The organism is Streptomyces dioscori, assembly GCF_003024195.1.
Classification (GTDB): Bacteria; Actinomycetota; Actinomycetes; order Streptomycetales; family Streptomycetaceae; genus Streptomyces; species Streptomyces dioscori.
In genome coordinates this window covers 169,491-195,895 of sequence record NZ_KZ679043.1, presented here as the reverse complement: position 1 = coordinate 195,895, position 26,405 = coordinate 169,491, and the positions used below count along the sequence as shown (strand labels likewise).

The 26,405-nt window shown below is 69.1% G+C and carries 21 protein-coding genes and 1 tRNA gene; 13 read left to right on the top strand and 9 right to left on the bottom strand.

Features of this window, described 5'->3' with window-relative positions; all coding sequences use genetic code 11:
- Nucleotides 1-27: 27 nt before the first annotated feature.
- Complete coding sequence (locus tag C6Y14_RS17185) at nucleotides 28-162, bottom strand: SPW_0924 family protein (protein ID WP_107017573.1); 135 nt, start codon at nucleotides 160-162, stop codon at nucleotides 28-30.
- 188 nt (nucleotides 163-350) lie between these two features.
- Nucleotides 351-2,051, bottom strand: coding sequence for a lytic transglycosylase domain-containing protein (locus C6Y14_RS17180; protein ID WP_107017572.1), 1,701 nt, complete (start codon nucleotides 2,049-2,051; stop codon nucleotides 351-353).
- Nucleotides 2,052-2,333: 282 nt separating this feature from the next.
- Here C6Y14_RS17180 and C6Y14_RS17175 point away from each other — a divergent pair, with 282 nt between their 5' ends.
- On the top strand, nucleotides 2,334-3,188 hold the full coding sequence (locus C6Y14_RS17175; protein ID WP_107017571.1) for a DUF4184 family protein: 855 nt from the start codon (nucleotides 2,334-2,336) through the stop codon (nucleotides 3,186-3,188).
- Here C6Y14_RS17175 and C6Y14_RS17170 read toward each other — a convergent pair.
- Together C6Y14_RS17170 and polA are read right to left on the bottom strand one after the other, a co-directional pair.
- Entirely contained in the window at nucleotides 3,109-3,924 is an 816-nt protein-coding gene (locus tag C6Y14_RS17170; RefSeq protein WP_107017570.1) for a serine hydrolase, read from the bottom strand. The two genes, C6Y14_RS17175 and C6Y14_RS17170, sit on opposite strands and share 80 nt — an antisense overlap.
- A gap of 460 nt (nucleotides 3,925-4,384) precedes the next feature.
- Nucleotides 4,385-7,111, bottom strand: a complete 2,727-nt coding sequence (gene polA / locus C6Y14_RS17165; RefSeq protein ID WP_107017569.1) for a DNA polymerase I — start codon at nucleotides 7,109-7,111, stop codon at nucleotides 4,385-4,387.
- A gap of 200 nt (nucleotides 7,112-7,311) precedes the next feature.
- Between polA and C6Y14_RS17160 the strand changes: the two genes are divergently transcribed.
- The 9 genes from C6Y14_RS17160 (at nucleotide 7,312) to C6Y14_RS17120 (ending at nucleotide 17,295) form a co-directional block, all read left to right on the top strand.
- Nucleotides 7,312-9,591 carry an FdhF/YdeP family oxidoreductase gene (locus tag C6Y14_RS17160; RefSeq protein ID WP_107017820.1) on the top strand — a complete coding sequence of 760 codons (2,280 nt, stop codon included), beginning with the start codon at nucleotides 7,312-7,314 and terminating at the stop codon, nucleotides 9,589-9,591.
- A gap of 70 nt (nucleotides 9,592-9,661) precedes the next feature.
- The gene (locus C6Y14_RS17155; RefSeq protein ID WP_107017568.1) at nucleotides 9,662-10,150 is read left to right on the top strand and encodes a PaaI family thioesterase; all 489 of its coding nucleotides are present in this window, start codon (nucleotides 9,662-9,664) and stop codon (nucleotides 10,148-10,150) included.
- Nucleotides 10,151-10,229: 79 nt separating this feature from the next.
- The gene (locus C6Y14_RS17150; protein WP_107017567.1) at nucleotides 10,230-10,661 is read left to right on the top strand and encodes a hypothetical protein; all 432 of its coding nucleotides are present in this window, start codon (nucleotides 10,230-10,232) and stop codon (nucleotides 10,659-10,661) included.
- Complete coding sequence (locus C6Y14_RS17145; RefSeq protein WP_107017566.1) at nucleotides 10,658-11,293, top strand: Tat pathway signal sequence domain protein; 636 nt, start codon at nucleotides 10,658-10,660, stop codon at nucleotides 11,291-11,293. The genes C6Y14_RS17150 and C6Y14_RS17145 overlap by 4 nt, the downstream gene beginning before the upstream one ends.
- Nucleotides 11,294-11,573: 280 nt before the next feature.
- Nucleotides 11,574-12,803 carry a branched-chain amino acid ABC transporter substrate-binding protein gene (locus tag C6Y14_RS17140; RefSeq protein WP_199854763.1) on the top strand — a complete coding sequence of 410 codons (1,230 nt, stop codon included), beginning with the start codon at nucleotides 11,574-11,576 and terminating at the stop codon, nucleotides 12,801-12,803.
- A 109-nt stretch (nucleotides 12,804-12,912) separates the two neighbouring features.
- Nucleotides 12,913-13,845 carry a branched-chain amino acid ABC transporter permease gene (locus tag C6Y14_RS17135; protein ID WP_107017564.1) on the top strand — a complete coding sequence of 311 codons (933 nt, stop codon included), beginning with the start codon at nucleotides 12,913-12,915 and terminating at the stop codon, nucleotides 13,843-13,845.
- 5 nt (nucleotides 13,846-13,850) lie between these two features.
- Nucleotides 13,851-15,677 (top strand): branched-chain amino acid ABC transporter permease, encoded by a 1,827-nt coding sequence (locus tag C6Y14_RS17130; RefSeq protein WP_107017563.1) that lies wholly within the window; start codon nucleotides 13,851-13,853, stop codon nucleotides 15,675-15,677.
- A 5-nt stretch (nucleotides 15,678-15,682) separates the two neighbouring features.
- Complete coding sequence (locus C6Y14_RS17125) at nucleotides 15,683-16,582, top strand: ABC transporter ATP-binding protein (RefSeq protein ID WP_107017562.1); 900 nt, start codon at nucleotides 15,683-15,685, stop codon at nucleotides 16,580-16,582.
- Nucleotides 16,579-17,295 (top strand): ABC transporter ATP-binding protein, encoded by a 717-nt coding sequence (locus C6Y14_RS17120; protein WP_107017561.1) that lies wholly within the window; start codon nucleotides 16,579-16,581, stop codon nucleotides 17,293-17,295. The genes C6Y14_RS17125 and C6Y14_RS17120 overlap by 4 nt, the downstream gene beginning before the upstream one ends.
- A 91-nt stretch (nucleotides 17,296-17,386) precedes the next feature.
- On the opposite strand, the gene C6Y14_RS17115 is transcribed toward C6Y14_RS17120, so the two are convergent.
- Nucleotides 17,387-18,055, bottom strand: coding sequence for an ANTAR domain-containing response regulator (locus tag C6Y14_RS17115; RefSeq protein ID WP_107017560.1), 669 nt, complete (start codon nucleotides 18,053-18,055; stop codon nucleotides 17,387-17,389).
- Between the two features lie 98 nt (nucleotides 18,056-18,153).
- Between C6Y14_RS17115 and C6Y14_RS17110 the strand changes: the two genes are divergently transcribed.
- Nucleotides 18,154-18,228: transfer RNA gene (locus C6Y14_RS17110), tRNA-Leu, on the top strand.
- Between the two features lie 106 nt (nucleotides 18,229-18,334).
- Nucleotides 18,335-19,123, top strand: coding sequence for a helix-turn-helix domain-containing protein (locus C6Y14_RS17105; RefSeq protein WP_107017559.1), 789 nt, complete (start codon nucleotides 18,335-18,337; stop codon nucleotides 19,121-19,123).
- An 11-nt stretch (nucleotides 19,124-19,134) separates the two neighbouring features.
- Here C6Y14_RS17105 and pyk read toward each other — a convergent pair whose 3' ends face one another.
- Both pyk and C6Y14_RS17095 read right to left on the bottom strand, forming a co-directional pair.
- A complete protein-coding gene (gene pyk / locus C6Y14_RS17100) occupies nucleotides 19,135-20,571 on the bottom strand; it encodes a pyruvate kinase (protein ID WP_107017558.1) in 1,437 nt (478 codons plus the stop codon).
- Nucleotides 20,572-20,714: 143 nt separating this feature from the next.
- Complete coding sequence (locus C6Y14_RS17095; protein ID WP_107017557.1) at nucleotides 20,715-21,440, bottom strand: SIMPL domain-containing protein; 726 nt, start codon at nucleotides 21,438-21,440, stop codon at nucleotides 20,715-20,717.
- 207 nt (nucleotides 21,441-21,647) lie between these two features.
- Here C6Y14_RS17095 and C6Y14_RS17090 point away from each other — a divergent pair, with 207 nt between their 5' ends.
- A complete protein-coding gene (locus C6Y14_RS17090) occupies nucleotides 21,648-23,462 on the top strand; it encodes a bifunctional metallophosphatase/5'-nucleotidase (RefSeq protein ID WP_107017556.1) in 1,815 nt (604 codons plus the stop codon).
- Between the two features lie 54 nt (nucleotides 23,463-23,516).
- Here C6Y14_RS17090 and C6Y14_RS17085 read toward each other — a convergent pair whose 3' ends face one another.
- Both C6Y14_RS17085 and C6Y14_RS17080 read right to left on the bottom strand, forming a co-directional pair.
- On the bottom strand, nucleotides 23,517-24,944 hold the full coding sequence (locus C6Y14_RS17085) for a lysine N(6)-hydroxylase/L-ornithine N(5)-oxygenase family protein (protein ID WP_107017555.1): 1,428 nt from the start codon (nucleotides 24,942-24,944) through the stop codon (nucleotides 23,517-23,519).
- Nucleotides 24,941-26,323 carry a pyridoxal phosphate-dependent decarboxylase family protein gene (locus tag C6Y14_RS17080; protein WP_107017554.1) on the bottom strand — a complete coding sequence of 461 codons (1,383 nt, stop codon included), beginning with the start codon at nucleotides 26,321-26,323 and terminating at the stop codon, nucleotides 24,941-24,943. Before C6Y14_RS17080 ends, C6Y14_RS17085 begins: the two co-directional genes overlap by 4 nt.
- Nucleotides 26,324-26,405 lie beyond the last annotated feature (82 nt).

Sequence of the window (26,405 nt, the reverse complement as noted above, 5' to 3'; positions counted from 1 at the left end):
GTGGTGGATGTGCGTCACGGGTGTGCGCTACGGGTGGCTCGGGACGGTGGTGAGCAGCGGTTCCGGTGAGGTCTCGGCCGACGGCGAACCCATGGCCGTGATGAGGAGGACCAGCGCGAACGCGAGGACCAGACCGGTCGCGGCGGCGATCAGGGCGCGCATGCGGGCCTCCCGGCACAGGCGGAACCGAGGACATGGAGCGGGACCGAGCGGAACCGGCCCGTGGAACTGATACATCGTCAGGTCGGGCACCGTAGCAACGGGCGGGCCAGATGAGAACACGTTGCGCACACAACGAACCGCGCCCCCTCACCGACGGGTGAGGGGGCGCGGTCGAGGCGTCTTCGGGGCTACGAGGCGGCCGCCGCCACCTTCAGCTCGACGGTCAGGGTGGCGCCGCCGGTCGTGGTGATCCGCAGCAGGTACGTGCCCTCCGTGTCGTCCGCGTACAGCTTCGGCAGCTTCAGCAGGCCGTCCTTGCCGGTCTTGAGGCCGGCCAGGGTGCGTACCGCCTTCTCATCCGCGTCCTTGAAGTACGGGCCCTTGTCGTTCTCGGTGGCGTCGTCCGCCGCCTTGATGAGCGTGGCGGTCGCGGCGACACCGTCCGCGGCGGCGCCCTTGTAGGTGGCCTTCACCTCGACCAGGTCCGCGAACTCGCCGCCCGGCACGCAGGTCAGCGCGGTGTCGGTGGTGCGCGCGAGGGCGTCGGCCTGGCGGGCGGTGACCGTCGCCGCGTAGTCGAGGCCGGAGACGGTACGGCCGACGACGGTGGCGCGCACCTTGAAGGCGCCGGTCTTCTCGCCCGCCTTCAGCGCGGGCGCGGTCGCCACACCGGAGGCGTTGGTGACGACGGTCGCGACGCTCTCGCCGCCGGTGAAGGTCGTGTCGGTGTCGCCGGTGATCGTGAACCGGACCCGGACCTTCGCGACGGCCTTGCCGGCCTTGGTCTCCGTACGGGCGCTGATCTTCTCGGCGAAGGTGTCGCCCGCGGTCGCGGTGAGCTTCCCGGTGCCCGCGTCCTCCAGGTGGTCCACCGTCTCGGTGGGCGTGAGGGGCGGGGTCGTCGGAGGCGTCGTGGTGGGCGGAGGCGTCGTGGGCGGGGTCGTGGTCGGCGGCTTCGGCTTCGGGCTCGTGGTGCCGCCACCCGGGCTCTGGCTGCTGGGCGGGGTGGCGGCCGGAGACGTCGGACCGGGGCTCGCGCCGCCGCTGCCGGTGCCGTTGTCGCTGCGGTGGGAAGGCAGCGAGCCCGTGCCGTCCGGAATTTCGTGGGTGCCCTTGCGGTAGTACTCCAGCCACGTCAGGACGGTGTTCAGATAGTCCGTCGAGTTGTTGTAGCTGAGGATGGCGCGCCTGAGGTCGGCGCTGTCGGACAGGTCCCAGTTGAACCGGCACAGGTAGTGGCCGGCCGCGAGGGCCGCGTCGTAGATGTTGTTGGGGTCCTTCTTGCCGTCGCCGTTGCCGTCGCGGCCCGACCATTCCCAGGTGGAGGGGATGAACTGCATGGGGCCCACGGCGCGGTCGTGGGTGGTGTCCCCGTCGTACGCGCCGCCGTCGGTGTCGGTGATCCGCGCGAAGCCGACGCCGTTGAGGACCGGGCCGAGTATGGGCGAGCTGGTCGTCCCGTCGGCGTTGAGGCGGCCGCCGCGGGCGTGCCCTGACTCGACCTTGCCGATGGCCGCGAGGAGTTGCCAGGGGAGGTTGCACCCGGGCTTGGACCCGGCCAGCGACGTCTCGGCCTTCTTGTAGGCGGCGAGGACGGTCGCGGGTATGCCGCCTTCGGTGTCGCCGCCGGAACCGGGGATGTCACTGCTCTCGCTGGGCGACGGGTTCGGGGTGTTCAGCGGCGGGAGGTCCGTGTAGTACGGCGAGTTGCCGGTCGCGCTGTCGTCGGCGTTCACATCGGGCGAGGGCTGGGAGTTGGCGTTCTGCCTGCCCTGGGGGGTGTCCGTGACACCCGGGGCCTGGGATGCGGACAGAGCCGCGACCGCGAGTGCGGCCACGGCGGTCGTCGCCGCCCCCTTGACGACTCGCCTGCCGAATTGCGCCGCCATTGCGTGAACCCCTCCCGTGGACGTCCGTCCGTGCTCCGCGCGTTCCCCTGCTGTCCGGTCGTGCGGCCGTATGCCCCCCATACGGCGACCCAGGCGACCCTACGACAACTTCTGCCGCGCAGACACCTGTTCGGGACCGGTCTTCACCGGTTGGCCATATCCCGTTTGTCCTTCCCCGGCGGCTGCTCGCCATGCCGTGGATCCGGGAACCGTTTCCACATACCGGACGTCACCGATCATGAGGCCCTCCGGCCCGGTCAATACTGTTCGCTTGGAGCCCAGTTGCCGTTCACTCTCAGTCATGCCGCCGCCGTCCTGCCGGCGGTGCGCGCCGACGGGTCCGGACGGGGCCGGCTGGTTCCTGCCGTACTCGTGGCCGGTTCGTTCGCGCCCGACATGACCTATTACGCGGCGAGTGTGCTGCCGGAGGCAATGGAGTTCGGCGATTTCACGCACTCCTTCACCGGGGTGTTCACCTTCGACGTCCTGGTCGCCTGGGCGCTCGTGGGCGCCTGGCTGGTGCTGCGGGAGCCGCTGGTGGCGCTGCTGCCGCGCAGTCGGCAGGGAAGGGTCGGCGCCTTCCTGCGCTGCGGTGCGCCGCCCGCCCGTCCGCGCCTCCCACTCGCCCTGTGGTGGTACGTGTCGGCGGTGTCCGGGGCGCTCACCCATGTCGTGTGGGACGCGTTCACACATCTCGACCGGTGGGGCATGCGGGTCCTGCCCGTCCTGGGGCGGGAGATCGCGGGATCGCCCTTGTACTGGTATCTGCAGTACGGCGGTTCGGCGCTCGCGGCCGTGGTGATCGCGGTGTTCCTGGTGGTGGCCCTGCGGCGGCAGCCTGCCGCCGAGCCGGTGGGCGTTCCCGCGCTCTCGGTGCGTGACCGGTGGCTCGCGGGGGCCCTGATCGGCGGCTGCGCGGCGGTGGCGGCCGTACAGCGGGCGACGCGCTGGTGGGACTACTGGGGGTCGCGGGCCGAGCCATGGGAGCTGATTCCCACCGTGTGCTTCGGGGCGGGGGCCGGGCTGGCCGCCGGATTCGCCGCGTACGCCGTGGCGGTCAGGGTGTGGCGCCCGGCTCCGGTTCGTCCCGGCCCGGCAGCGGCTCGTACGGAGCCGAACCATCCGGTTCCTCGCTGAGCAGCGCCTCCGCTGTCTCCGGTATCTCCGGTGCTCCCAGCGTCCCCGACGTCCCCGGCGTCTCCGGGACGACTGCGCGGCCGGGGCCGCCGCCCTGTCCCAGGCCCCGGTGCACGACCTGGGCTATGCGCTCGATGGTGCGGACGCCGTACGCCTTGGTGGGGTTGTCGTGGGTCAGGACGACGACCGGGCGGGCCGGGTAGGGATGGCCCTTGCCCGCGGGGACGCCCCCGCGCCGGTCCGCGCGGACCTCGGCGAGCAGGCCGAGTCCGCAGGCGCGGGTGAGTGACCTGCCCAGTTGCTCCGCCCGCCGCAGGAGCCCCTCCATGACCAGCACCTTGGCGATGCCCGCGGAGTCGTACTGACGCTCGCCCGCCAGCTCGCAGACCAGGCCCAGGTCGTCGCGTACGGCCACGGACACCGTGCCGCGCCTGGACGACAGCGCGGCGCGGATGTCGTGCGACAGGCGGGCAGCGAGGCGAGGGGCGTGGCAGGTGGGGTCGTCCGGGTCGTCAGGGTCGTCGGGCAGGAAACGGTGGCTGGTGGCGTCGGCCGGCCAGGACCCGTCGAACGTGCCCGCTGTGCCCGCTGTGCCCGACGGGAATCTGGGGGTGGCCGCGGTGGCCGAGACGGCGGGGACCGGGGTGAAGCGGGCCGAGGCCAGGGCTGCGACGAGGGCGGTGCGGCAGTGTCGTACCTGCGGTACGTACCGCGTGTTCCGTATGTGAGGACCCATGCCCGCATCCTGGCGGGGGGCTCCGCGGGGGGCGCCTGGTCGGGGTCCAGGCGGGTGACGGGCCGTCCGGGGGCTGGGTTAAGTCTGCGGCCCGGTGGGGGCTGATCGCGCAGTTCCCCGCGCCCCTGAGGGGCAAAAGGATTGCGCCGTTCCCCGCGCCCCTAAAAGACGAAAAGATTGCGCCGTTCCCCGCGCCCCCAAAAGACAAAAGACTGCGCCGTTCCCCGCGCCCCTGAAAGACGGGGCTGCGCCCTGGTCTTTCGCCTTTAGGGGCGCGGGGAACTGCGCGACCAGCCCCCACCGGGCCCGCAGACGACCCCCGACCCCCAACCCAAGCCAGCCCCTTCAGGGGCGCGGGGAACGGCGCGATCAGCCCCCACCCAGGCCAACCCAGGGGCGCGGGGAACTGCGCGGCCAACCCCCGCCGGGCCCGCAGATGAACAACCGGCCCCCTGCGGAGCTAGTGCGCTGCCGACTCCCAGTCGCGCCCCGAGCCCACCGAGACGTCCAGCGGGGCCCGCAGCCGCACCGCCGCGGCCATCTCCCGGCGGACCAGTTCCTCCGCCTTCGCCCGCTCGCCCGGAGCGATCTCCAGGACGATTTCGTCGTGGACCTGGAGGAGCATCCGGGACGTCAGCCCGGCCTCCCGCAGCGCCTTGTCCACGTTCAGCATCGCGATCTTGACGATGTCCGCGGCCGTGCCCTGGATCGGCGCGTTCAACGCCATCCGCTCCGCGGCCTCGCGCCGCTGCCGGTTGTCGCTGTTGAGGTCGGGAAGGTAGCGGCGGCGTCCGAAGAGCGTCGCCGTGTACCCCGTCGCCCGCGCCTCGTCGACCGCCCGGCGCAGATAGTCCCGCACCCCGCCGAAGCGCTCGAAGTACGTGTCCATCAGGCCACGCGCCTCACCCGCGTCGATGTTGAGCTGCTGGGAGAGCCCGAACGCGGACAGCCCGTACGCGAGCCCGTACGACATGGCCTTGATCTTGCGGCGCATCTCCGCGTCGACGGCGTCGCGCTCCACGGAGAACACCTGGGAGGCGACGGTGGTGTGCAGGTCCTCGCCGGACGTGAAGGCCGCAAGGAGGCCTTCGTCCTCCGACAGGTGGGCCATCACGCGCAGTTCGATCTGGCTGTAGTCGGCGGTCATGAGGGACTCGAAGCCCTCGCCGACCACGAAGCCGCGGCGGATCGCGCGGCCTTCCTCGGTGCGCACCGGGATGTTCTGCAGGTTCGGGTCCTGCGACGAGAGGCGGCCCGTCGCGGCGACCGTCTGGTGGAACGTGGTGTGGATGCGGCCGTCCGCGGCGATCGTCTTGATCAGGCCCTCGACGGTGACTCGCAGCTTCGCCTGCTCGCGGTGGCGGAGCATGATGACGGGCAGTTCGTGGTCGGTCTGGGCGGCGAGCCAGGCGAGCGCGTCGGCGTCCGTCGTGTAGCCGGTCTTCGTCTTCTTCGTCTTGGGCAGGCCCAGTTCACCGAAGAGGACTTCCTGGAGCTGCTTGGGCGAGCCGAGGTTGAACTCGTGCCCGACCGCCGCGTGCGCCTCCTTCACGGCCTGCTGGACCGCGCCGGCGAACATCTGCTCCATGGCTTCCAGGTGGGCCCTGTCCGCCGCGATGCCGTGCCGCTCCAGCCGGGCGAGCAGCTCGGAGGTGGGCAGCTCCATGTCCTGGAGCAGATCGGCCGCGCCGACCTCCTTCAGTCGCTCCCCGAAGGCTTCGCCCAGGTCGAGGACGGCGCGGGCCTGCACCATCAGCGCGTCGGCCTCGGCGCCCTCGTCGGCGCCGAAGGCGAGCTGTCCGTCGGCGGTCGCGGCGGGCGCCAGCTCCCGGCCGAGGTACTCCAGGGACAGCGCGTCCAGGTCGAAGGAGCGCCGGCCCGGCTTGACGAGGTAGGCGGCGAGGGCGGTGTCCATGGAGATGCCCGCGACGCTCCAGCCGTGCTCGGCGAAGACCCGCATGACCGCCTTGGCGTTGTGCAGCACCTTGGGGCTGTCGGCATCGGAGATCCAGCGCGCGAAGGCGTTCTCGTCGCTCTCGTCGAGCTGCGACGGGTCGAACCAGGCCGCCGCCCCGTCGGCCGCGGCGAGGGCGACCTCGGCGACCGATCCCGTACCGAGCGCCCAGGTGTCGACCGTGGCGACACCGAGGACGGTCGTGCCGTGCTCGGTGAGCCAGGGGCCCAGCTCGCCCGCGTCGAGGACCGTGCCGTCCACGGCCACGCCCGCGGCGACCGGCGCCGCGTCCTCGGCCTGCTCCGCCCCGGGGTCGACGGCGAGCAGCCGCTCGCGCAGCGACGGGTTACGGATCTCCAGGGTGTCCAGGACCATGGCGAGGGCCGTGCGGTCGTACGGAGCGCGCTCCAGGTCGGGGACCGCCTTCGGCAGTTCGACGTCACGCACCATCTCGGTGAGGCGGCGGTTGAGCTTGACCGACTCCAGGTGGTCGCGGAAGTTCTGCCCGGCCTTGCCCTTGACCTCCTCGGCGCGCTCGACCAGCTCCGCGAACGAACCGAACTGGTTGATCCACTTCGCGGCGGTCTTCTCACCGACGCCGGGGATGCCCGGCAGGTTGTCGGACGGGTCGCCGCGCAGTGCCGCGAAGTCGGGGTACTGGGCCGGCGTCAGCCCGTACTTCTCGAAGACCTTCTCCGGGGTGAACCGGGTCAGCTCGGAGACGCCTTTGGTCGGATAGAGCACGGTGGTGTGCTCGGAGACCAGCTGGAAGGAGTCGCGGTCGCCGGTGACGATCAGCACGTCGAAGCCCTCGGCCTCGGCCTGCGTGGCGAGCGTGGCGATGATGTCGTCCGCCTCGAAGCCGTCGACGGCGAACCGCTCGGCGTTCATCGCGTCCAGGACCTCGCCGATCAGTTCGACCTGGCCCTTGAACTCGTCGGGCGTCTTCGACCTGTTCGCCTTGTACTCCGTGAACTCCTCGGAGCGCCACGTCTTGCGCGACACGTCGAACGCCACCGCGAAGTGCGTGGGCGACTCGTCGCGCAGCGTGTTGGCGAGCATCGACGCGAAGCCGTAGATCGCGTTCGTCGGCTGGCCCGTCGCCGTCGTGAAATTCTCCGCGGGCAGCGCGAAGAACGCGCGGTACGCCAGCGAATGCCCATCCATGAGCATCAGCCGGGGGCGTCCCCCGCCGGAGGTCTTCTCGGTCTTCTTCGATGCTGTCTCTGCCACACCCCCGATCCTGCCACGCCCCACTGACAGTCGGTCCCGCCCCGCCGCCCACGATGGTGTCCGTGTGCCGGTTCTCCCCGGTTCCCCCCTCCCTCCACGCCCGTTCCCGCCCGTTCTCCGGACCGGGGCAGGATCCGTGTCAGTACCACGTGGGAGGATCGGAGACGTACCTCACACATGTGCTCGAAGAGGAGGCCGACATGGCCGGCAAGCCGCCCCAGAGTGATCCGGTTCAGGACGCCCCGCAGGTCGCGGAACCGAAGCATGCTGCGGCCGGGCTGCCCGCCGTCGGGCATTCCCTGCGCATGGCCCAGCAGCAGATGGGTGTGAAGCGCACGGCGCTGACATTGCTGCGGGTCAATCAGAAGGACGGCTTCGACTGCCCGGGCTGCGCCTGGCCGGAGCCGGAGCACCGGCACACGGCGGAGTTCTGCGAGAACGGCGCGAAGGCGGTCGCGGAGGAGGCCACCCTGCGCCGCGTGACCCCGGACTTCTTCGCCGCGCACCCGGTCGCCGACCTCGCGACCCGCAGCGGCTACTGGCTGGGCCAGCAGGGCCGCCTCACGCACCCCATGTATCTCGCGGAGGGCGCCGACCGCTACGAGGCGGTTCCGTGGGAGCGTGCCTTCGACATCATCGCCGAGGAGCTCACCGGCCTCGGCTCGCCGGACGAGGCGCTGTTCTACACCTCGGGCCGCACGAGCAACGAGGCGGCGTTCCTCTACCAGCTGTTCGCCCGCGAGTACGGCACGAACAACCTCCCCGACTGTTCGAACATGTGCCACGAGTCGTCCGGCTCCGCGCTGAACGAGACGATAGGGATCGGCAAGGGCAGCGTCCTGCTGGACGACCTCTACCAGGCGGATCTGATCATCGTGGCCGGGCAGAACCCCGGCACCAACCACCCGCGCATGCTCTCCGCCCTGGAGAAGGCGAAGTCGAACGGCGCGCGGATCATCACGGTGAACCCGCTGCCCGAGGCGGGCATGGAGCGCTTCAAGAACCCGCAGACCCCCCAGGGCATGTTCAAGGGCGCGGCCCTCACCGACCTGTTCCTGCAGATCCGTATCGGCGGCGACCAGGCCCTCTTCCGCCTCCTGAACAAGCTCATCCTGGAGACGGAGGGCGCCGTCGACGAGGAGTTCGTCGGCGAACACACCCACGGCTACGAGGAGTTCACCGAGGCCGCCCGCGCCGCCGACTGGGACGAGACCCTCACGGCGACGGGCCTCACGCGCGCGCAGATCGACGAGGCGCTGTCCATGGTCCTCGCCTCGAAGCGCACCATCGTCTGCTGGGCGATGGGCCTCACCCAGCACAAGCACTCCGTGCCGACGATCCGCGAGGTCGTCAACTTCCTGCTGCTGCGCGGCAACATCGGCCGGCCGGGCGCGGGCGTCTGCCCGGTCCGCGGTCACTCGAACGTGCAGGGCGACCGCACGATGGGCATCTTCGAGCGCCCCGCGCCCGCTTTCCTGGACGCCCTGGAGAAGGAGTTCGGCTTCGCCCCGCCGCGCGGCCACGGCTACGACGTCGTGCGGGCGATCCGCGCGATGCGCGACGACAAGGCCAAGGTCTTCTTCGCGATGGGCGGCAACTTCGTGTCGGCCTCCCCCGACACCGAGGTCACCGAGGCCGCGATGCGCCGCGCCCGCCTCACCGTGCACGTGTCGACGAAGCTCAACCGCTCGCACGCCGTCACCGGGGCGCGCGCCCTGATCCTGCCCACCCTGGGACGTACCGAGCGCGATCTCCAGGGCGGCGGCGAGCAGTTCGTGACCGTCGAGGACTCCATGGGCATGGTGCACGCCTCCCGCGGCCGTCTGGACCCCGCGAGCGACCATCTGCTGTCCGAGCCGGCCATCGTGTGCCGGCTCGCCCGCCGCGTCCTCGGCGAGGACTCCCGCACGCCCTGGGAGGAGTTCGAGAAGGACTACGCGACCGTCCGCGACCGCATCGCACGCGTGGTGCCGGGCTTCGACGACTTCAACGCGCGCGTGGCCGACCCCGCGGGCTTCGCCCTCCCGCACGCCCCGCGCGACGAGCGGCGCTTCCCGACCGCCACCGGCAAGGCCAACTTCACGGCCGCGCCCGTCGAGTACCCGAAGCTCCCCGAGGGCCGCCTGCTCCTGCAGACCCTGCGCTCGCACGACCAGTACAACACCACGATCTACGGCCTCGACGACCGCTACCGGGGCATCAAGAACGGCCGCCGGGTGGTCCTGGTCAACCCCGAGGACGCCCGCGAGCTGGGTCTCGCCGACGGCTCGTACACCGATCTCGTCAGCGAGTGGAAGGACGGGGTGGAGCGCCGCGCCGCCGGTTTCCGGATCGTGCACTACCCGACGGCCCGCGGCTGCGCGGCCGCCTACTACCCGGAGACGAACGTCCTGGTGCCGCTGGACGCCACCGCCGACACCAGCAACACGCCCGCCAGCAAGTCCGTCGTCGTCCGTCTGGAACAATCGGCAACCAACTGAGCGTTCGCTTAGACGCGGGTTCCGGACCCGGGCTCCGGACGCACGACCGACGACGTAAGGAAACGGACCCATGGGCGAGCAGCACCACGTGAAGTTCCCGCAAGAGGTCATCGACGAGTACTCGGCACTCGGCGTGGACCTGGTCGCCATGTTCTCCGCCGGACACCTCGGCACCCGTATGGGCGTCCAGATCATCGAGGCCTCCGCGGACCGCGTCGTGGGCACCATGCCGGTCGAGGGCAACACCCAGCCCTACGGACTCCTGCACGGCGGCGCCTCCGCCGTGCTCGCCGAGACCCTCGGCTCGGTCGGCGCCATGCTGCACGGCGGCAGCTCCAAGATCGCCGTCGGTGTCGACCTCAACTGCACCCACCACCGGGGCGCCACGTCCGGCCTCGTGACCGCCGTGGCCACCCCCCTGCACCGCGGCCGCTCGACCGCCACGTACGAGATCGTGATCAGCGACGAGGACGGCAGGCGGGTGTGCAGCGCCCGGCTGACCTGCCTGCTGCGCGATGTGCGGCCGAGCGACGCGGAGCGGGTCGGCGCCACCGGCTGAACCGCCGGCCGGGCCCGTCCGAAAACCGTTGTCCGACGCGGGCGTTGATCCCGGGCACCCGGCGGCCTAGCGTCAGGGCATGGGAACGGGTGGGGCCCCCTGGCGGGGGCGGGTGCTCGGACTGGCGCTCCTGACCGGCGCCCTGGCCACCGGCGCGACCGGGTGCGGCGGGTCCGGCACACAGAGCGGCACGACCGGCGCGCCGGAGGTCACGCGCACGGCCCCCGGCACGCGGTCGTCACCCCCTGCGACCCGGCCCGAGGACCTGTGCGCGCGCCTCGTCGCGCACTGGTCGCGCAAGGTCCTGGACGGCGACACCTACGGCGACTACCAGTCGATGGGCCTGTCCAACAGGCAGTACGAGATCCTGCTGGACGTCGTGGACGCCGCCCGGGCCGAGAAGAGGCGCGAGGGCGCACAGGCGGCAGGAGAACTGATCGACCGCACCGCGCGCGAGCGCTGCGAGGAGCGGTACCGCAACGGCAACCCGACGGAAGGGCCCTGGAGTTGAGTGGCGTCGGTCCGGTCGAACCGGGCGAGGGAACACGCGCGTGGGACGACGTCGAAGCTCCCCCGCCGACCGGCCACGGCCTGCCCCGGGGACACCCGGCGGCCCTCTACTACGCCCGCCACCGCCGCGCGGTCCTCGCGTCCGCGGCGGCCACCGCCGTCCTCGCGGGCGGCGGCTACCTCTACGCGACCCGGCCGCAGCCACCGCCGCCCGCCGTCGGGCCGTTTCCGTCCCAGGTCGTCGACGTCACCTACCTGGGCGAGGAGGGCTCCCCCAGGCGCGCGCCGAAGGGCAGCTTCACCTTCGCGGTGCGGGTCACCGCGCTGTCCGGCCCCACCATCACCGTCGTGGAGATCTCCCAGCCCTACGCCGGGCTCAATCTGACCTCGGTGCCCAAACCGCCGTTCCGCACAAGGACGGGTTTCGGCCACAAGATCGTTGTCACTATGAATGTCACGGAATGCGCGAATACGCCGCGGAACGCCGGACTTCCTTTCCTGGACGTAACTCTGCGTAATACGCGCGCAATAGAAGACCACAGCTACATCTTGGGTGAGCGTTATGCGCACGACCTGTCCGAAGCCCTGCAAGTAGCCTGCAGCAACGACCCGTCGTCACTAGCAAAACGCTAGAACGCTACTGAAAACACCGTCGCGCGATCTGCGGGTTCTCACAATGTGGACCGGACGAATCGGCCGTAATTCCACCCATCCACCCACCGAGTACCGCTCTGCATTACCTCGTGTCATAACAAGAGCGTCACATCCTTCTTCAGACTCTCCTCCACGTTCCCCCCACCCCCTTAGAGTCACGGCCAGTCACCGCGCCATCGGATTCGAAGAATTTTCGGCCCAGCGCTCGACTCGGCCCGTTCCACGAGGAACGGCCGTGCCAGGGAAAGGACTGCTGATCGTGCGTCAACGTTCGCTCATCGCCATCACCGCCGCGCTGGCGGCGGGAGCACTCACCCTCACCGCCTGTGGCTCGCGCGACGACGACGGCGGCTCGGACTCCGGCAGCGACGGCAAAACTGTCGTCATCGGCGTCGACGCCCCGCTGACCGGCGACCTCTCCGCGCTGGGCCTCGGAATCAAGAACTCCGTGGACCTCGCCGCCAAGACGGCCAACAAGGAAAAGACCGTCGAAGGCATCACCTTCAAGGTCGAAGCCCTCGACGACCAGGCGCAGCCCTCCTCGGGCCAGCAGAACGCCGTCAAGTTCGTCGCCGACAAGGACGTCGTCGGCGCCGTCGGCCCGCTGAACTCCTCGGTCGCCGAGTCCATGCAGAAGGTCTTCGACGACGCCAAGCTCGTCCAGGTCTCCCCCGCCAACACGGGCCCGACCCTGACGCAGGGCACGGACTGGCAGAACAAGAAGGTCCGCACGTACAAGTCGTACTTCCGCACCGCGACCACGGACGCCATCCAGGGCCCGTTCGCCGCGCAGTACGTCTACAACGACGCGAAGAAGAAGAAGGTCTTCGTCATCGACGACAAGAAGACCTACGGCGCCGGCCTGGCCGCCACCTTCACCGGCGAGTTCAAGAAGCTCGGCGGCAAGGTCGTCGGAACCCAGCACATCGACCCGGACTCCAAGGACTTCTCCGCGGTCGCCACCCAGGTCAAGAGCTCCGGCGCGGACGTCGTCTACTACGGCGGCGAGTACCCGCAGGCCGGCCCGCTGAGCAAGCAGATCAAGGCCGCCGGTTCCAAGATCCCCGTCGTCGGTGGCGACGGCATCTTCGACCCGACCTTCATCCAGCTGGCCGGGAAGGACAGCACCGGCGACCTCGCCACCTCGGTCGGTGCGCCCGTCGAGGACCTGCCCTCCGCCAAGGAGTTCGTCGCCAACTACAAGGCGGCCGGCTACAAGGAGGACTTCGCCGCATACGGCGGTTACTCCTACGACTCCGCCTGGGCGATCATCGAAGCCGTGAAGAAGGTCGTCGAGGACAACGACGGCAAGCTCCCGGACGACGCCCGCGCGAAGATCACCGAAGCCGTCCAGGGCGTCTCGTTCGACGGCGTGACCGGCAAGGTCTCCTTCGACGAGTTCGGCGACACCACCAACAAGCAGCTCACCGTCTACTCGGTCGAGGGCGGTGCCTGGAAGCCGGTGAAGTCCGGCACCTACACCGGCTGACCCACACCCCGCATCACCTGAGCCGCGCGGGGCGCCGCACCACAGGCGCCCCGCGCGGACCCACATCCGGTCACATCCCTCGACTATCCGAACGCTCGGAGGACATGCGGTGAACGAACTGCCGCAGCAGCTGGTCAACGGCCTGCTACTGGGATCCATGTACGGGCTGGTCGCCATCGGCTACACGATGGTCTATGGCATCGTCCAGCTCATCAACTTCGCCCACGGCGAGATCTTCATGACCGGTGCCTTCGGCGCTCTCACGGTCTATCTGTACATTTTGCCCGACGGCACCAGCATGTGGCTCGCCCTGCCACTGATGCTCGTCGGCGCCGTCATGGTCTCGGTCACCGTCGCCGTAGGAGCGGAGCGGTTCGCCTACCGCCCTCTGCGCACCGCGCCACGACTCGCCCCGCTCATCACCGCCATCGGCCTCTCCCTCGCCCTCCAGCAGGCGGTGTGGGCCTGGTACCCCGAAGCCGACTCCCCGATCACCTTCCCGGAGATCGACGGAGGCCCCTTCGAAATCGGCAGCGTCACCATCCAGACCGGTGACGTCTTCCTGCTGATCGCCGCACCCATCAGCATGGCGATCCTCGCCTACTTCGTCATGAAGACCCGCACCGGCCGCGGCATGCAGGCCACCGCACAGGACCCCGACACGGCCAAGCTCATGGGCATCAACACCGACCGCATCATCGTGGTCGCGTTCGCCCTCGGCGCCGCGTTCGCCGCCGTCGGAGGCGTCGCCTACGGCCTCAAATACGGCGAGATCAACTTCCGTATGGGCTTCATCCTCGGCCTCAAGGCCTTCACCGCCGCAGTCCTCGGCGGCATCGGCAACATCTACGGAGCCATGATCGGCGGCCTCGTCCTCGGCCTCGCCGAGACCCTCGCCACCGCCTACATCGCCGACGTCCCCGGCATGGAACAGCTCGGCGGCCAGACCTGGGCCAACGTCTGGGCCTTCGTACTCCTCATCCTCGTGCTCCTCTTCAGGCCACAAGGCCTGCTCGGCGAGCGCGTCGCGGACAGGGCGTGACACCGATGACCACACAGACCAACACGCCCCAGGCTCCCGCCGACGAGCCCACCGGCAACACCACCGGCCTCATCGGCATCCCGCCCCACATCGGACGCGCCCTCGCCACCGGCGGCGGCATCCTCACCCTCATCTCCACCTTCCTCGCCTGGACCTGGACCGACGAGTTCCCCGGCGACCTCACCTACTACGGCTACCCCGGCGGCCTCCAGGTCCTCGTCCTCATCGGCGGCCTCCTCACCACGCTCTTCGCCCTCGCCTCCTACGGCATCAAGGGCCTGCGCTGGCTGACACCCGCCGGCGCCGACAGCGCCATCAAACTCGCCGCACTCGCCGCCTTCGCCACCACCTGGTACACGGTCATCGCGATCAGCGCCCAGCTCGGCGGCCTCGCCAACCTCGAACCCGGCGGCTGGGTCGCGGCCGTGGCCACCCTCGCGGCCCTCCTCGGCGCGCTCTCCCTGCCCTTCGAGCGACCCGCGCCCGACCCCTTCGACCCCGAAGACACCGCCTGGGAGCAGTTCCGCCACAAGGCACGGCACACGGGCACCGTCATCAAGGCAGCCTTCGCCTCCGGCACCACCAAGCCGGCCCGCAAGCTGCCCGCGTACGCCGAGATACTCATCATCGTCGCGGCACTCGCCCTCGGCCTGACCGTCTTCACCTACGGCATCGGCACCGAGTACGACGAACTCTTCGTCGGCTTCCTCATCACCACCGGCTTCGGCTTCGCCGCCGCGGCCAAAGCCGGACTCGTCAACCGGGTCTCCGCACTCACCGGCAAACACCGCAACGTCACCATGCTCGGCGCGTTCGTCGCCGCGGCCGCCTTCCCCTTCACCCAGTCCAACGACCAGTACGCGACCATCGGCGTCTACATCCTGATCTTCGCCACCGTCGCCCTCGGCCTCAACATCGTCGTCGGACTCGCCGGCCTCCTCGACCTCGGATACGTCGCCTTCCTCGGCGTCGGCGCCTACACCGCGGCCATGGTCTCCGGCTCCCCCTCCTCACCCTTCGACATCCACCTGCCGTTCTGGGCCGCGGCCCTCCTCGGCGCAGCCGTCGCCATGGTCTTCGGCGTCCTCATCGGCGCCCCCACCCTGCGACTGCGCGGCGACTACCTCGCCATCGTCACCCTCGGCTTCGGAGAGATCTTCCGGATCACCGTCCTCAACGCGGACGGCACCAGCGGACCCGACATCACCAACGGCTCCAACGGCATCTCCTCGATCCCGAACCTCAACATCCTCGGCTTCGACTTCGGCCAGGAACACACCATCGCCGGCTTCACCATCGCGCGATTCGCCAACTACTTCCTGCTGATGCTCCTCATCACGCTGGTCGTCGTCGTCGTGTTCCGCCGCAGCGGCGACTCCCGCATCGGCCGCGCCTGGGTCGCCATCCGCGAGGACGAGACAGCCGCACTCGCCATGGGCATCAACGGCTTCCGCGTCAAGCTCATCGCCTTCGCCCTCGGCGCCGCACTCGCCGGCCTCGCCGGATCCGTACAGGCACACGTCACCTACACCGTGACACCCGAGCAGTACCAGTTCGCCCACGTCGTCCCGCCCAACTCGGCCTTCCTGCTCGCAGCGGTCGTCCTCGGCGGCATGGGCACCATCAGCGGCCCCCTCGTCGGCGCCGCACTGCTCTACCTCATCCCCGCCAAGCTCCAGTTCCTCGGCAACTACCAGCTCCTCGCCTTCGGCCTCGCGCTCGTCCTGCTGATGCGCTTCCGCCCGGAAGGCCTCATCCCCAACCGGCGGCGCCAGCTCGAATTCCACGAGGAAGCGGAAGCGCCCACAGTCCTCAGCAAGGCAGGGGCCTGACCACCATGACAACCGACACCACCACCAAGGACACCGCCCCGGGCCCCCACGCCCCCGGCGAAACCGTCCTCGACGCCCGCGGCGTCACCATGCGCTTCGGCGGACTCACCGCCGTACGCAACGTCGACCTCACCGTCAACAGCGGAGAAATCGTCGGACTCATCGGCCCCAACGGCGCCGGCAAGACGACCTTCTTCAACTGCCTCACCGGCCTCTACACCCCCACCGAGGGCGAGGTCCGCTACAAAGGCAAGATCCTCCCCTCACAATCCTTCAAAGTCACCGCCGCCGGCGTCGCCCGCACCTTCCAGAACATCCGGCTCTTCGCCAACATGACCGTCCTGGAAAACGTCCTCGTCGGCCGCCACACCCGCACCAAAGAAGGCCTCTGGTCCGCACTCCTACGCGGCCCCGGCTTCAAGAAAGCCGAAAAAGCCTCCGAAGAACGCGCCATGGAACTCCTGGAGTTCATCGGCCTCGCCGCCAAACGGGACCACCTCGCCAGGAACCTCCCCTACGGCGAACAGCGCAAGCTCGAAATCGCCCGCGCACTCGCCAGCGAACCCGGCCTCCTGCTCCTCGACGAGCCCACCGCCGGAATGAACCCGCAAGAAACCCGCGCCACCGAAGAACTCGTCTTCGCCATCCGCGACATGGGCATCGCCGTCCTCGTCATCGAGCACGACATGCGCTTCATCTTCAACCTCTGCGACCGCGTCGCCGTCCTCGTCCAAGGCGAAAAACTCGTCGAAGGCGACAGCGCAACCGTCCAGGGAGACGAACGCGTCGTCGCCGCCTACCTCGGCGAACCCTACGAAGACGCACCCGGCCAAGCCGAAGTCGCGGAGGTCGAAGCGGCCGAAGCACAGGCCGACGCCGCGCCCCGCAAGGAGACCGACCGATGACCGCACTCCTCGAAGTCGAAGACCTCCGGGTCGCCTACGGCAAGATCGAAGCCGTCAAGGGCATCTCCTTCAAGGTCGACGCCGGCCAGGTCGTCACCCTCATCGGCACCAACGGCGCCGGCAAGACCACCACCCTGCGCACCCTCTCCGGCCTCCTCAAGCCCATCGGCGGCCAGATCAAGTTCCAGGGCAAGTCCCTCAAGAAGACCCCGGCCCACCAGATCGTCTCCCTCGGACTCGCGCACTCCCCCGAGGGGCGGCACATCTTCCCCCGCATGACGATCGAGGACAACCTCCGCCTCGGCGCCTTCCTGCGCAACGACAAGGCAGGCATCGAGAAGGACATCCAGCGCGCGTACGACCTCTTCGCCATCCTCGGAGAACGCCGCAAGCAGGCCGCGGGCACCCTCTCCGGCGGTGAGCAGCAGATGCTCGCCATGGGCCGCGCCCTGATGTCCCAGCCGAAACTGCTCATGCTCGACGAACCCTCCATGGGCCTCTCGCCGATCATGATGCAGAAGATCATGGCGACCATCGCGGAACTGAAGTCCCAGGGCACGACGATCCTCCTCGTCGAGCAGAACGCCCAGGCGGCGCTCTCCCTCGCCGACCACGGACACGTCATGGAAGTCGGCTCCATCGTGCTCTCCGGCACCGGCCGCGACCTCCTCACCGACGAATCCGTCCGCAAGGCGTACCTCGGCGAGGACTGAGGTCCCTGGATCTCGCTTGCTGTACGGCTGAGGCCCGCACCCGTGAATCCGGGGTGCGGGCCTCAGCCGTACGACGAGCAGGGTGGGCAGCTCAGCCCTTGGACGCCTTCTTGTCGGCTTTCTTCTCGTCGGCGTCGAGAATGACCGCCTCGGCGACCTGCTGCATCGACATACGACGGTCCATCGACGTCTTCTGGATCCACCGGAACGCGGCCGGCTCGGTGAGGCCGTACTCCGTCTGCAGCACCGACTTCGCGCGGTCCACCAGCTTCCGCGTCTCCAGCCGCTGGGTGAGATCCTCGATCTCCTTCTCCAGCGCCTTCAGCTCCGTGAACCGCGAGACAGCCATCTCGATGGCCGGAACGACGTCACTCTTGCTGAACGGCTTCACGAGGTACGCCATCGCGCCGGCGTCCCTCGCCCGCTCGACGAGGTCGCGCTGCGAGAACGCGGTCAGCATCAGCACGGGGGCGATGGACTCCTCCGCGATCTTCTCGGCCGCCGAGATCCCATCCAACTTGGGCATCTTCACATCGAGAATGACCAGGTCAGGGCGGTGCTCCCGGGCGAGCTCGACGGCTTCCTCACCGTCACCGGCCTCGCCGACGACCGAGTACCCCTCTTCTTCGAGCATCTCCTTGAGGTCGAGACGGATCAACGCCTCGTCCTCGGCGATGACGACACGGGTCGTCAGCGGAGGCACGTGCGACTTGTCGTCGTCGGGCGCGTCTACGGGCTGGGGCGACTCGGGGGCGGTCACGGGGGCTCCTCTTTATGGGGCAGGTACTGCTCCCAAGAGCCTACCTAGCTACGGTAAGGTAGTGGGCCGAGGGGTGGTCGCAACCCTTCCTTTCCAAGGCCCCAGTACTCCAACTGGTTAGAGAGGCCGCTCTCAAACAGCGGACAGTGTGGGTTCGAATCCCACCTGGGGCACTTTTCCTTTGATTCCAAGGTCAGCACTGTAAAGCGGATGTTCCCATTCTCGTGAACATCCGCTTTTTGCTGCGTGCGGTTGCGATCCGTCACACAGAGTGGCCGCATGAACCTCCACAGCACAGAAGTGCGACAAAAGGCAGTCACGCTCCTGCGGGACGGCGTGAGCAACGCGGACGTGGCGCGGACGTTCGGCATCCCTCCCGGCACCATCAGTTACTGGAAGCATCTGGACCGGGCGAGACGCGGCGAGTGCCCGGGGAAGCACGACCCACCGTGTCCCCGGTGCGATGGCAGGGAGCTGAACGAGTCCGCGTACAGCTACCTGCTCGGTCTGTACCTGGGCGACGGCCACATCAGCCGCTACTCAGCGCACCGCGTACCCAATCTCATGATCACCTGCGGCGAATCATGGCCCGGACTCATTGACGACTGCGAGCAGGCCATGCGCACGGTCTTCCCCGACAACTCGGTCTGCCGCGTCCGCAAGACCGGGTGCCGCAACGTGAAGGTCTACTCGAAGCATTTGCCCTGCCTCTTCCCCCAACACGGCCCGGGCAAGAAGCACGACCGCCGGATCGCCCTCGAACCCTGGCAGCAGGACATCGTCGACGCCCACCCGTGGGCGTTCGTACGAGGGCTTGTCCACTCCGACGGATGCCGGATCATCAACTGGACGACCCGAATCGTGGCGGGCGAGCGCAAGCGCTACGAGTATCCGCGCTACCTGTTCGCCAACAAGTCGGACGACATCCGGAAGCTCTTCAGCGACACCCTCGACAAGGTCGGCGTCAAATGGACCACCCTTGCCCGCGGCGTGGACCCCTTCAACATCTCCGTCGCCCGCCGCGCCTCCGTCGCCCTCATGGACGCCCACGTAGGGCCCAAGTACTGAGCCCCCGCCCCCTACTTCGGGCTGTCGTCCTCTCCGATGTGGTGGACTCGGACCAGGTTTGTCGAGCCGGAGACTCCGGGCGGGGAGCCGGCCGTGATGACGACGATGTCGCCCTTCTTGCAGCGGCCGTGCTTCAGGAGGAGTTCGTCGACCTGGTCGACCATCGCGTCCGTGGAGTCGACGTGCGGGCCGAGGAGGGTCTCCACACCCCATGTGAGGTTCAGCTGCGAGCGCGTCGCCTCGTCCGGGGTGAACGCCAGGAGCGGGATCGGCGAGCGGTAGCGGGACAGGCGGCGGACCGTGTCGCCGGACTGCGTGAAGGCGACGAGGAACTTCGCGCCCAGGAAGTCGCCCATCTCGGCGGCGGCCCGGGCGACCGCGCCGCCCTGGGTGCGGGGCTTGTTGCGGTCGGTGAGGGGCGGCAGGCCCTTGGCCAGGATGTCCTCCTCCGCCGCTTCGACGATGCGGGCCATCGTGGCGACTGTCTCGACGGGGTACTTGCCGACGCTCGTCTCGCCCGACAGCATCACGGCGTCCGTGCCGTCGATGACGGCGTTGGCCACGTCCGACGCCTCGGCCCTGGTGGGGCGGGAGTTCTCGATCATCGAGTCGAGCATCTGGGTTGCGACGATGACCGGCTTGGCGTTGCGCTTGGCCAGTTTGATCGCGCGCTTCTGGACGATCGGGACCTGCTCCAGAGGCATCTCGACGCCGAGGTCGCCGCGGGCGACCATGATGCCGTCGAAGGCGGCGACGATGTCGTCGATGTTCTCGACGGCCTGCGGCTTCTCGACCTTGGCGATCACGGGGAGGCGGCGGCCCTCCTCGTCCATGATCCGGTGGACGTCCTCGATGTCGCGTCCGCTGCGGACGAAGGAGAGGGCGATGACGTCACAGCCGGTGCGCAGCGCCCAGCGGAGGTCGTTCTCGTCCTTTTCGGAGAGGGCGGGGACGGAGACGGCGACGCCGGGGAGGTTGAGGCCTTTGTTGTCGGAGACCATGCCGCCTTCGACGACGGTGGTGTGGACGCGGGGTCCGTCGACGGAGGTGACTTCGAGGCAGACTTTTCCGTCGTCGACGAGGATGCGTTCGCCGGTGGTGACGTCGGCGGCGAGTCCGGCGTATGTGGTCCCGCAGGTCTGGCGGTCGCCCTGGGCGCCGTCTTCGACGGTGATGGTGAAGGAGTCGCCTCGTTCGAGGAGTACGGGTCCTTCGGTGAAGCGGCCGAGGCGGATCTTGGGGCCTTGGAGGTCGGCGAGGATGCCGACGCTGCGGCCGGTCTCGTCAGAGGCCTTGCGTACGTGCTGGTACCGCTCCTCGTGGTCGGCGTAGCCGCCGTGGCTGAGGTTGAAGCGGGCTACGTCCATTCCGGCTTCGACCAGTGCTTTGATCTGGTCGTAGGAGTCGGTGGCGGGGCCCAATGTACAGACGATCTTTGCTCGGCGCATGGTGTGAGCCTAGGGCTTACCAGTGGGTAGGGAATTGGCGCTGCATGACTACTCAACAACCTTTGCGTGAAGGGATATTGACAAGGGTTGGATTGTGCGCGGGGGTGCTCCGATGAGCATTTCGGGAGTTCGTTGGAGGGCTTTCAGAGTGCTGGTGGTGACATGGTGAAGCGGGCGTTGACCTGTGCGTACACGTGTTGCCTTTCGGGTTCGAGATCGAGGGCGGGGGCCTGTTCGGGGGTGCCGGCGTCGAAGCCTTTGGAGCGCATGGCGAACTGGGGGGCCGCCATGGCGTAGGGCTGCGCGCTCTCGGCTTCGGTGTCGGCGAGTTCGACGAGCGCGGCGAGGGTGGTGCCGAGGGCTTCGGCGTATTCGCGGGCGCGTTGGACCGCTTCGCGTACCGCTTGCTGTCGGGCCTGGCGGTGGGCGGGTGAGTCGGGGCGCAGGGCCCACCAGGGGCCGTCGATGCCGGTGAGGTCGAGGTCGGCGAGGCGGGTGGTGAGTTCGCCGAGGGCGGTGAAGTCGGTGAGTTCGGCGGTGATGTGGACGCGGCCGTGGTAGGCGCGGATGCGTTCGCCGCGGCCGTGTTTGGTGAGTTCGGGGGTGATGGAGAAGGCGCCGGTTTCGAGTTTTTCGACGGCGTCGCCGTAGGTTTTGATGAGGTCGAGGGCGGTGGCGTTGCGGCGGGTGAGGTCGTTCAGGGCGTCTGCGCGGTCGGTGCCGCGGGCGCTGACGGTGATGCCGATGCGGGCTATCTCGGGGTCGACTTCGAGGTGGGCTTCGCCGCGGACGGCGATGCGGGGGGCCGCGGGGGTGCCGTAGGGGGTGGCGGGCGCGGGGTGCCCTGGCTGCTCGGCTGCGGAGGTCATGCGTACCACTCTGTCACCGGTGGGTCGGCCGTGGCAGCTGCCGTGGTGCATGCCTTGGTGTCTGCCGGTCATCAGATCGAAACCTGCGGGGGGTGTTGCTGTGTGGCGTGCTCGGGTCAGAATCTACGCGCGTTGTTGAAGTTCAGGTGGACAGCCGTATCCACATCTACGCGCGTCGTTGATCGTTCCTCCGAGGAGTAGCCCGTCATGCCGTTGAACCGTCGGAAGTTCCTGAAGAAGTCCGCTGTGACCGGGGCCGGGGTCGCTCTGGCCGGTGCGGCCGCGGCGCCGAGCGCGGAGGCCGCGGTGGCGACGGGGCACGGTCACGGGAAGCCGAAGCCGAAGCGGTACTCGCTGACGGTGATGGGGACGACGGATCTGCACGGTCATGTCTTCAACTGGGACTACTTCAAGGACGCGGAGTACACGGACGCGGCGGGCAACGCGCAGGGTCTGGCGCGTATCTCGACGCTGGTGAACGCGGTGCGCAAGGAGAAGGGCCGTGGGAACACGCTGCTCCTGGACGCGGGTGACACGATTCAGGGCACGCCGCTGACGTACTACTACGCGAAGGTGGATCCGATCACCGCCAAGGGCGGTCCGGTGCACCCGATGGCGCAGGCGATGAACGCGATCGGCTATGACGCTGTGGCGCTGGGCAATCACGAGTTCAATTACGGCATCGAGACGCTGCGGAAGTTCGAGCAGCAGTGCCGTTTCCCGCTGCTGGGTGCGAACGCGCTGGACGCGAAGACGCTGAAGCCGGCTTTTCCTCCGTATTTCATGAAGAAGTTCCATGTGAAGGGTGCTCCGCCGGTCAAGGTCGCGGTTCTCGGTCTGACCAATCCGGGTATCGCGATCTGGGACAAGGCGTATGTGCAGGGGAAGCTGGTGTTCCCGGGGCTTGAGGAGCAGGCGGCGAAGTGGGTGCCGAAGCTGCGGTCGATGGGCGCGGACGTGGTGGTCGTGTCCGCGCATTCCGGTTCCTCGGGCACGTCGTCGTACGGCGACCAGTTGCCGTACGTGGAGAATTCGGCGGCTCTGGTGGCGCAGCAGGTGCCGGGGATCGACGCGATTCTGGTCGGGCACGCGCATGTGGAGATTCCCGAGCTGAAGGTGACGAACACGAAGTCGGGGAAGACGGTCGTGCTGTCGGAGCCGTTGGCGTATGCGGAGCGGCTTTCGCTGTTCGACTTCGAGCTGGTTTTCGAGAAGGGCCGCTGGTCGGTCGAGTCGGTGGCGGCGTCGGTCCGTAACTCGAACGCGGTGGTGGACGATCCGCGGATCACGAAGTTGCTGAAGGACGAGCACGATGTGGTCGTGGCGTACGTGAACCAGGTGGTGGGGACGGCGACGGAGACGTTGACGACGGTGGAGGCGCGGTACAAGGACGCGCCGATCATCGACCTGATCACGAAGGTCCAGGAGGACGTGGTCAAGGCGGCGCTGGCGGGTACGGAGTACGCGTCGTTGCCGGTGTTGTCGCAGGCGTCGCCGTTCTCGCGGACGTCGGAGATCCCGGCGGGGGATGTGACGATCCGGGATCTGTCGAGTCTGTACGTGTATGACAACACGTTGGTCGCGAAGTTGCTGACGGGTGCGCAGGTGCGGGCGTATCTGGAGTTCTCGGCGGAGTACTTCGTGCGGACGGCGGCCGGTGCGGCGGTCGACGTGGAGAAGCTGACGAACGCGGGCAACCGGCCGGACTACAACTACGACTACGTGTCGGGGCTGTCGTACGACATCGACATCGCGCAGGCGGCGGGGTCGCGGATCAAGAACCTCTCGTTCAATGGTGCGGCGTTGGACGACGCGCAGCAGTTCGTGTTCGCGGTGAACAACTACCGGGCGAACGGTGGGGGCGCGTTCCCGCATGTGGCGTCGGCGAAGGAACTGTGGGCGGAGTCGACGGAGATCCGTACGCGGATCGCGGAGTGGGTGACGGCGAAGGGTTCGCTGGATCCGAAGGAGTTCGCGTCGGTGGACTGGAAGCTGACGCGTGAGGGCACGCCGGTCTTCTAGAGCGGTTCGCGCGCGTCTCCTTCTTCTGGTGGCTTCTGGTGGCCGGCTGATTTTTCAGTCGGCCACCAGTGGTGTGAGGGTCTTCGGTCGCCTGGCGGGCGGGATCTGGGGCTGTGGGGTGAGTCCGAAGCTGGTGAAGGCGGTTCGGCCGGGCAGGGGGTAGGGGTCCTTGCCGGTCAGGGAGTTGAGGATGCTCGCGCTGCGCCAGGCGGTGAGGCCGAGGTCGGGGGCGCCTACGCCGTGGGTGTGTGTCTCGGCGTTCTGGACGTGGACGGATCCGGTGACGGAGGGGTCGAGGACGAGGCGGTGGTGGTCGTCGATCCTGGGGCGTGCGGAGGCGTCGCGGCGCATGTAGGGGTCGAGGCCGGCGAGGATGCGGTCGAGGGGGCGTTCCCGGTAGCCGGTGGCGAGGACGACGGCGTCGGTGGTGATACGGGACCGGCTGGCCTGTTGGACGTGTTCCAGGTGTAGTTCGATCTTGGTGCTGCCGATGCGTCCCGCGGTGCGGACGTGGACGCCGGGGGTGAGGACGGTGTCGGGCCAGCCGCCGTCGAGGGTGCGGCGGTAGAGCTCGTCGTGGATGGCGGCGATGGTGTCGGCGTCGATGCCTTTGTGGAGTTGCCATTGGGCGGGGACGAGCCGGTCGCGTACGGGTTCGGGCAGGGCGTGGAAGTAGCGCGTGTAGTCGGGGGTGAAGTGTTCGAGCCCGAGTTTTGAGTACTCCATGGGCGCGAAGGCTTCGGTGCGGGCGAGCCAGTGAATTCTCTCGCGGCCGACGGGGCGGTTTCTGAGGAGGTCGAGGAAGACTTCGGCGCCTGACTGCCCTGATCCGATGACGGTGATGTGGTCGGCGGCGAGGAAGTTCTCGCGGTGTTTGAGGTAGTCGGCGGCGTGGATGACGGGGACGCCGGGTGCTTCGGCGAGGGGGCGCATCGGTTCGGGGATGTGGGGGGCGGTGCCGATGCCGAGGGCGATGTTCCTGGTGTAGGTGCGGCCGAGGGCTTCGGCTTCGCCGTCGGTGTCGAGTTGGGTGAAGTCGACTTCGAAGATGTCGCGTTCGGGGTTCCAGCGGACGGCGTCGACCTGGTGGCCGAAGTGGAGTCCGGGGAGGCTGTCGCTGACCCAGCGGCAGTAGGCGGCGTACTCGGCGCGGTGGATGTGGAAGCGCTCGGCGAAGTAGAAGGGGAAGAGGCGTTCGCGGGTCTTGAGGTAGTTGAGGAAGGTCCAGGGGCTGGCGGGGTCGGCGAGGGTGACGAGGTCGGCGAGGAAGGGGACTTGGAGGGTGGCGCCTTCGAGGAGGAGGCCGGGGTGCCAGTCGAACGTGGGGTGTTGTTCGTAGAAGACGGTGTCGAGTTCGGTGAGGGGGTGGGCGAGGGCGGCGAGGGAGAGATTGCTGGGGCCGATGCCGATGCCGACGAGGTCGCGGGGGGCTTCGGGCTGGTGGTGCACGGGGTGCGTGGGGGGTGTGGCGGGCGGCGTCATCGGGCGGTGTGTCCTTCCACCAGTTCGAGGAGTGCGGTGAGGTCGTCGGGTTGGGTGTGCGGGTTGAGCAGGGTGGCTTTGAACCAGAGCCGGTTGTCGAGCCGGGCGCGGCCGAGGACGGCGCGGCCTTGGGCGAGGAGGGTGCGGCGTACGTCGGCGACGGTGGTGTCGGTGGCGTGGGTGGGGCGGAAGAGGACAGTGCTGATGGTGGGGCGGTCGTAGAGCTCGAAGTGCGGGTGTACGTCGATGAGTTCGGCGAGTGCGGTGGCGTGGGCGCAGACCTGGTCGACGAGTGCGCCGAGCCGCTGGCGGCCGAGAGTCTTGAGGGTGACGGCGATTTTGAGGATGTCGGCGCGGCGGGTGGTGCGCAGGGAGCGGCCGAGGAGGTCGGGGAGGCCGGCCTCGGTGTCGTCGTCGGCGTTGAGGTAGTCGGCGTGGTGGGTGAGGGCGTGCAGGTCGTCGGGGTCGCGGACGGCGAGGAGGCCTGCGGCGACGGGCTGCCAGCCGAGTTTGTGCAGGTCGAGGGTGACGGTGTGGGCGCGGGCGAGGCCGTCGAGTTGGGGGCGGTGGCGGTCGCTGAGGAGGAGGCCTCCGCCGTAGGCGGCGTCGATGTGGAGGCGGGCGCCGTGGGTTTCGCAGATGCCGGCGATGTCGGGGAGCGGGTCGATGAGGCCGGCGTCGGTGGTGCCGGCGGTGGCGGCGACGAGGACGGTGCCGGGTGGGCCGCCGAGGGCGGTGAGGGCCTGGTCGAGGGCGGCGGGGTCCATGGTGCCGGCGGGGGCGGGCACGGTGACCGGTTCGGGGAGGCCGAGGAGCCAGGTGGCGCGGTGGAGGGAGTGGTGGGCGTTCTCGGCCTGGACGAGTCGTACGTGGGGGTGTCGTTCGCGGGCGAGGAGGAGGGCGAGCTGGTTGGACTCGGTGCCGCCGGTGGTGACGAGGGCGTCGGGGGTGGCGGTCCGTCCGGTGGGGGGATAGACCTCGGCGGCGAGGGCGCGGGCGACGAGGGTTTCCAGTGCGGAGGCGGCGGGGGCCTGGTCCCAGGAGTCGAGGGACGGGTTGAGGGCGGAGGCGGCGAGGTCGGCGGCGGTGGCGATCGCGAGGGGTGGGCAGTGGAGGTGGGCCGTGCAGTGGGGGTGGGCGGGGTCTGCGGCGCCTGCGGCGAAGGCGTGCACGAGGGTGTGCAGTGCGTGGTCGTCGCCGTGCTCGGGGAAGGGGTCGCCGAGGGCTTCGCGGAGGCGGGCGGCCACGTCCGCGGGGCCGCCGGCGGGGAGGGGGCCGGGGCGGGTGGCGGCACCCGTCCGCAGTGCAGCGAGCACGGTTGCGAGTAACGGGCTCAGGTTGTCCGGGCCTTGGGGGCCCGAAGCGAGGGCTGTGCTCATGGGGGTCTCCGGGGCGCGCGACGGGGTTCCCAGCTTGTCGCGTCCGCGGGGGTGTGCCAGGTAGTTCGGTGATCGGTACCCG

Bases quoted from the DNA above. Each gene is read 5' to 3' on its own strand.
- C6Y14_RS17085 (WP_107017555.1), bottom strand. From the start codon at position 24,944: ATGACGCCGCCCGCCACACCCCCCACGCACCCCGTGCACCACCAGCCC.
- C6Y14_RS17150 (WP_107017567.1), top strand. From the start codon at position 10,230: ATGGGAACGGGTGGGGCCCCCTGGCGGGGGCGGGTGCTCGGACTGGCG.
- C6Y14_RS17160 (WP_107017820.1), top strand. From the start codon at position 7,312: ATGGCCGGCAAGCCGCCCCAGAGTGATCCGGTTCAGGACGCCCCGCAG.
- C6Y14_RS17170 (WP_107017570.1), bottom strand. From the start codon at position 3,924: ATGGGTCCTCACATACGGAACACGCGGTACGTACCGCAGGTACGACAC.
- pyk (WP_107017558.1), bottom strand. From the start codon at position 20,571: ATGCGCCGAGCAAAGATCGTCTGTACATTGGGCCCCGCCACCGACTCC.
- C6Y14_RS17185 (WP_107017573.1), bottom strand. From the start codon at position 162: ATGCGCGCCCTGATCGCCGCCGCGACCGGTCTGGTCCTCGCGTTCGCG.
- C6Y14_RS17105 (WP_107017559.1), top strand. From the start codon at position 18,335: ATGAACCTCCACAGCACAGAAGTGCGACAAAAGGCAGTCACGCTCCTG.
- C6Y14_RS17125 (WP_107017562.1), top strand. From the start codon at position 15,683: ATGACAACCGACACCACCACCAAGGACACCGCCCCGGGCCCCCACGCC.
- C6Y14_RS17120 (WP_107017561.1), top strand. From the start codon at position 16,579: ATGACCGCACTCCTCGAAGTCGAAGACCTCCGGGTCGCCTACGGCAAG.
- C6Y14_RS17080 (WP_107017554.1), bottom strand. From the start codon at position 26,323: ATGAGCACAGCCCTCGCTTCGGGCCCCCAAGGCCCGGACAACCTGAGC.
- C6Y14_RS17130 (WP_107017563.1), top strand. From the start codon at position 13,851: ATGACCACACAGACCAACACGCCCCAGGCTCCCGCCGACGAGCCCACC.
- C6Y14_RS17155 (WP_107017568.1), top strand. From the start codon at position 9,662: ATGGGCGAGCAGCACCACGTGAAGTTCCCGCAAGAGGTCATCGACGAG.
- C6Y14_RS17090 (WP_107017556.1), top strand. From the start codon at position 21,648: ATGCCGTTGAACCGTCGGAAGTTCCTGAAGAAGTCCGCTGTGACCGGG.
- C6Y14_RS17180 (WP_107017572.1), bottom strand. From the start codon at position 2,051: ATGGCGGCGCAATTCGGCAGGCGAGTCGTCAAGGGGGCGGCGACGACC.
- C6Y14_RS17095 (WP_107017557.1), bottom strand. From the start codon at position 21,440: ATGACCTCCGCAGCCGAGCAGCCAGGGCACCCCGCGCCCGCCACCCCC.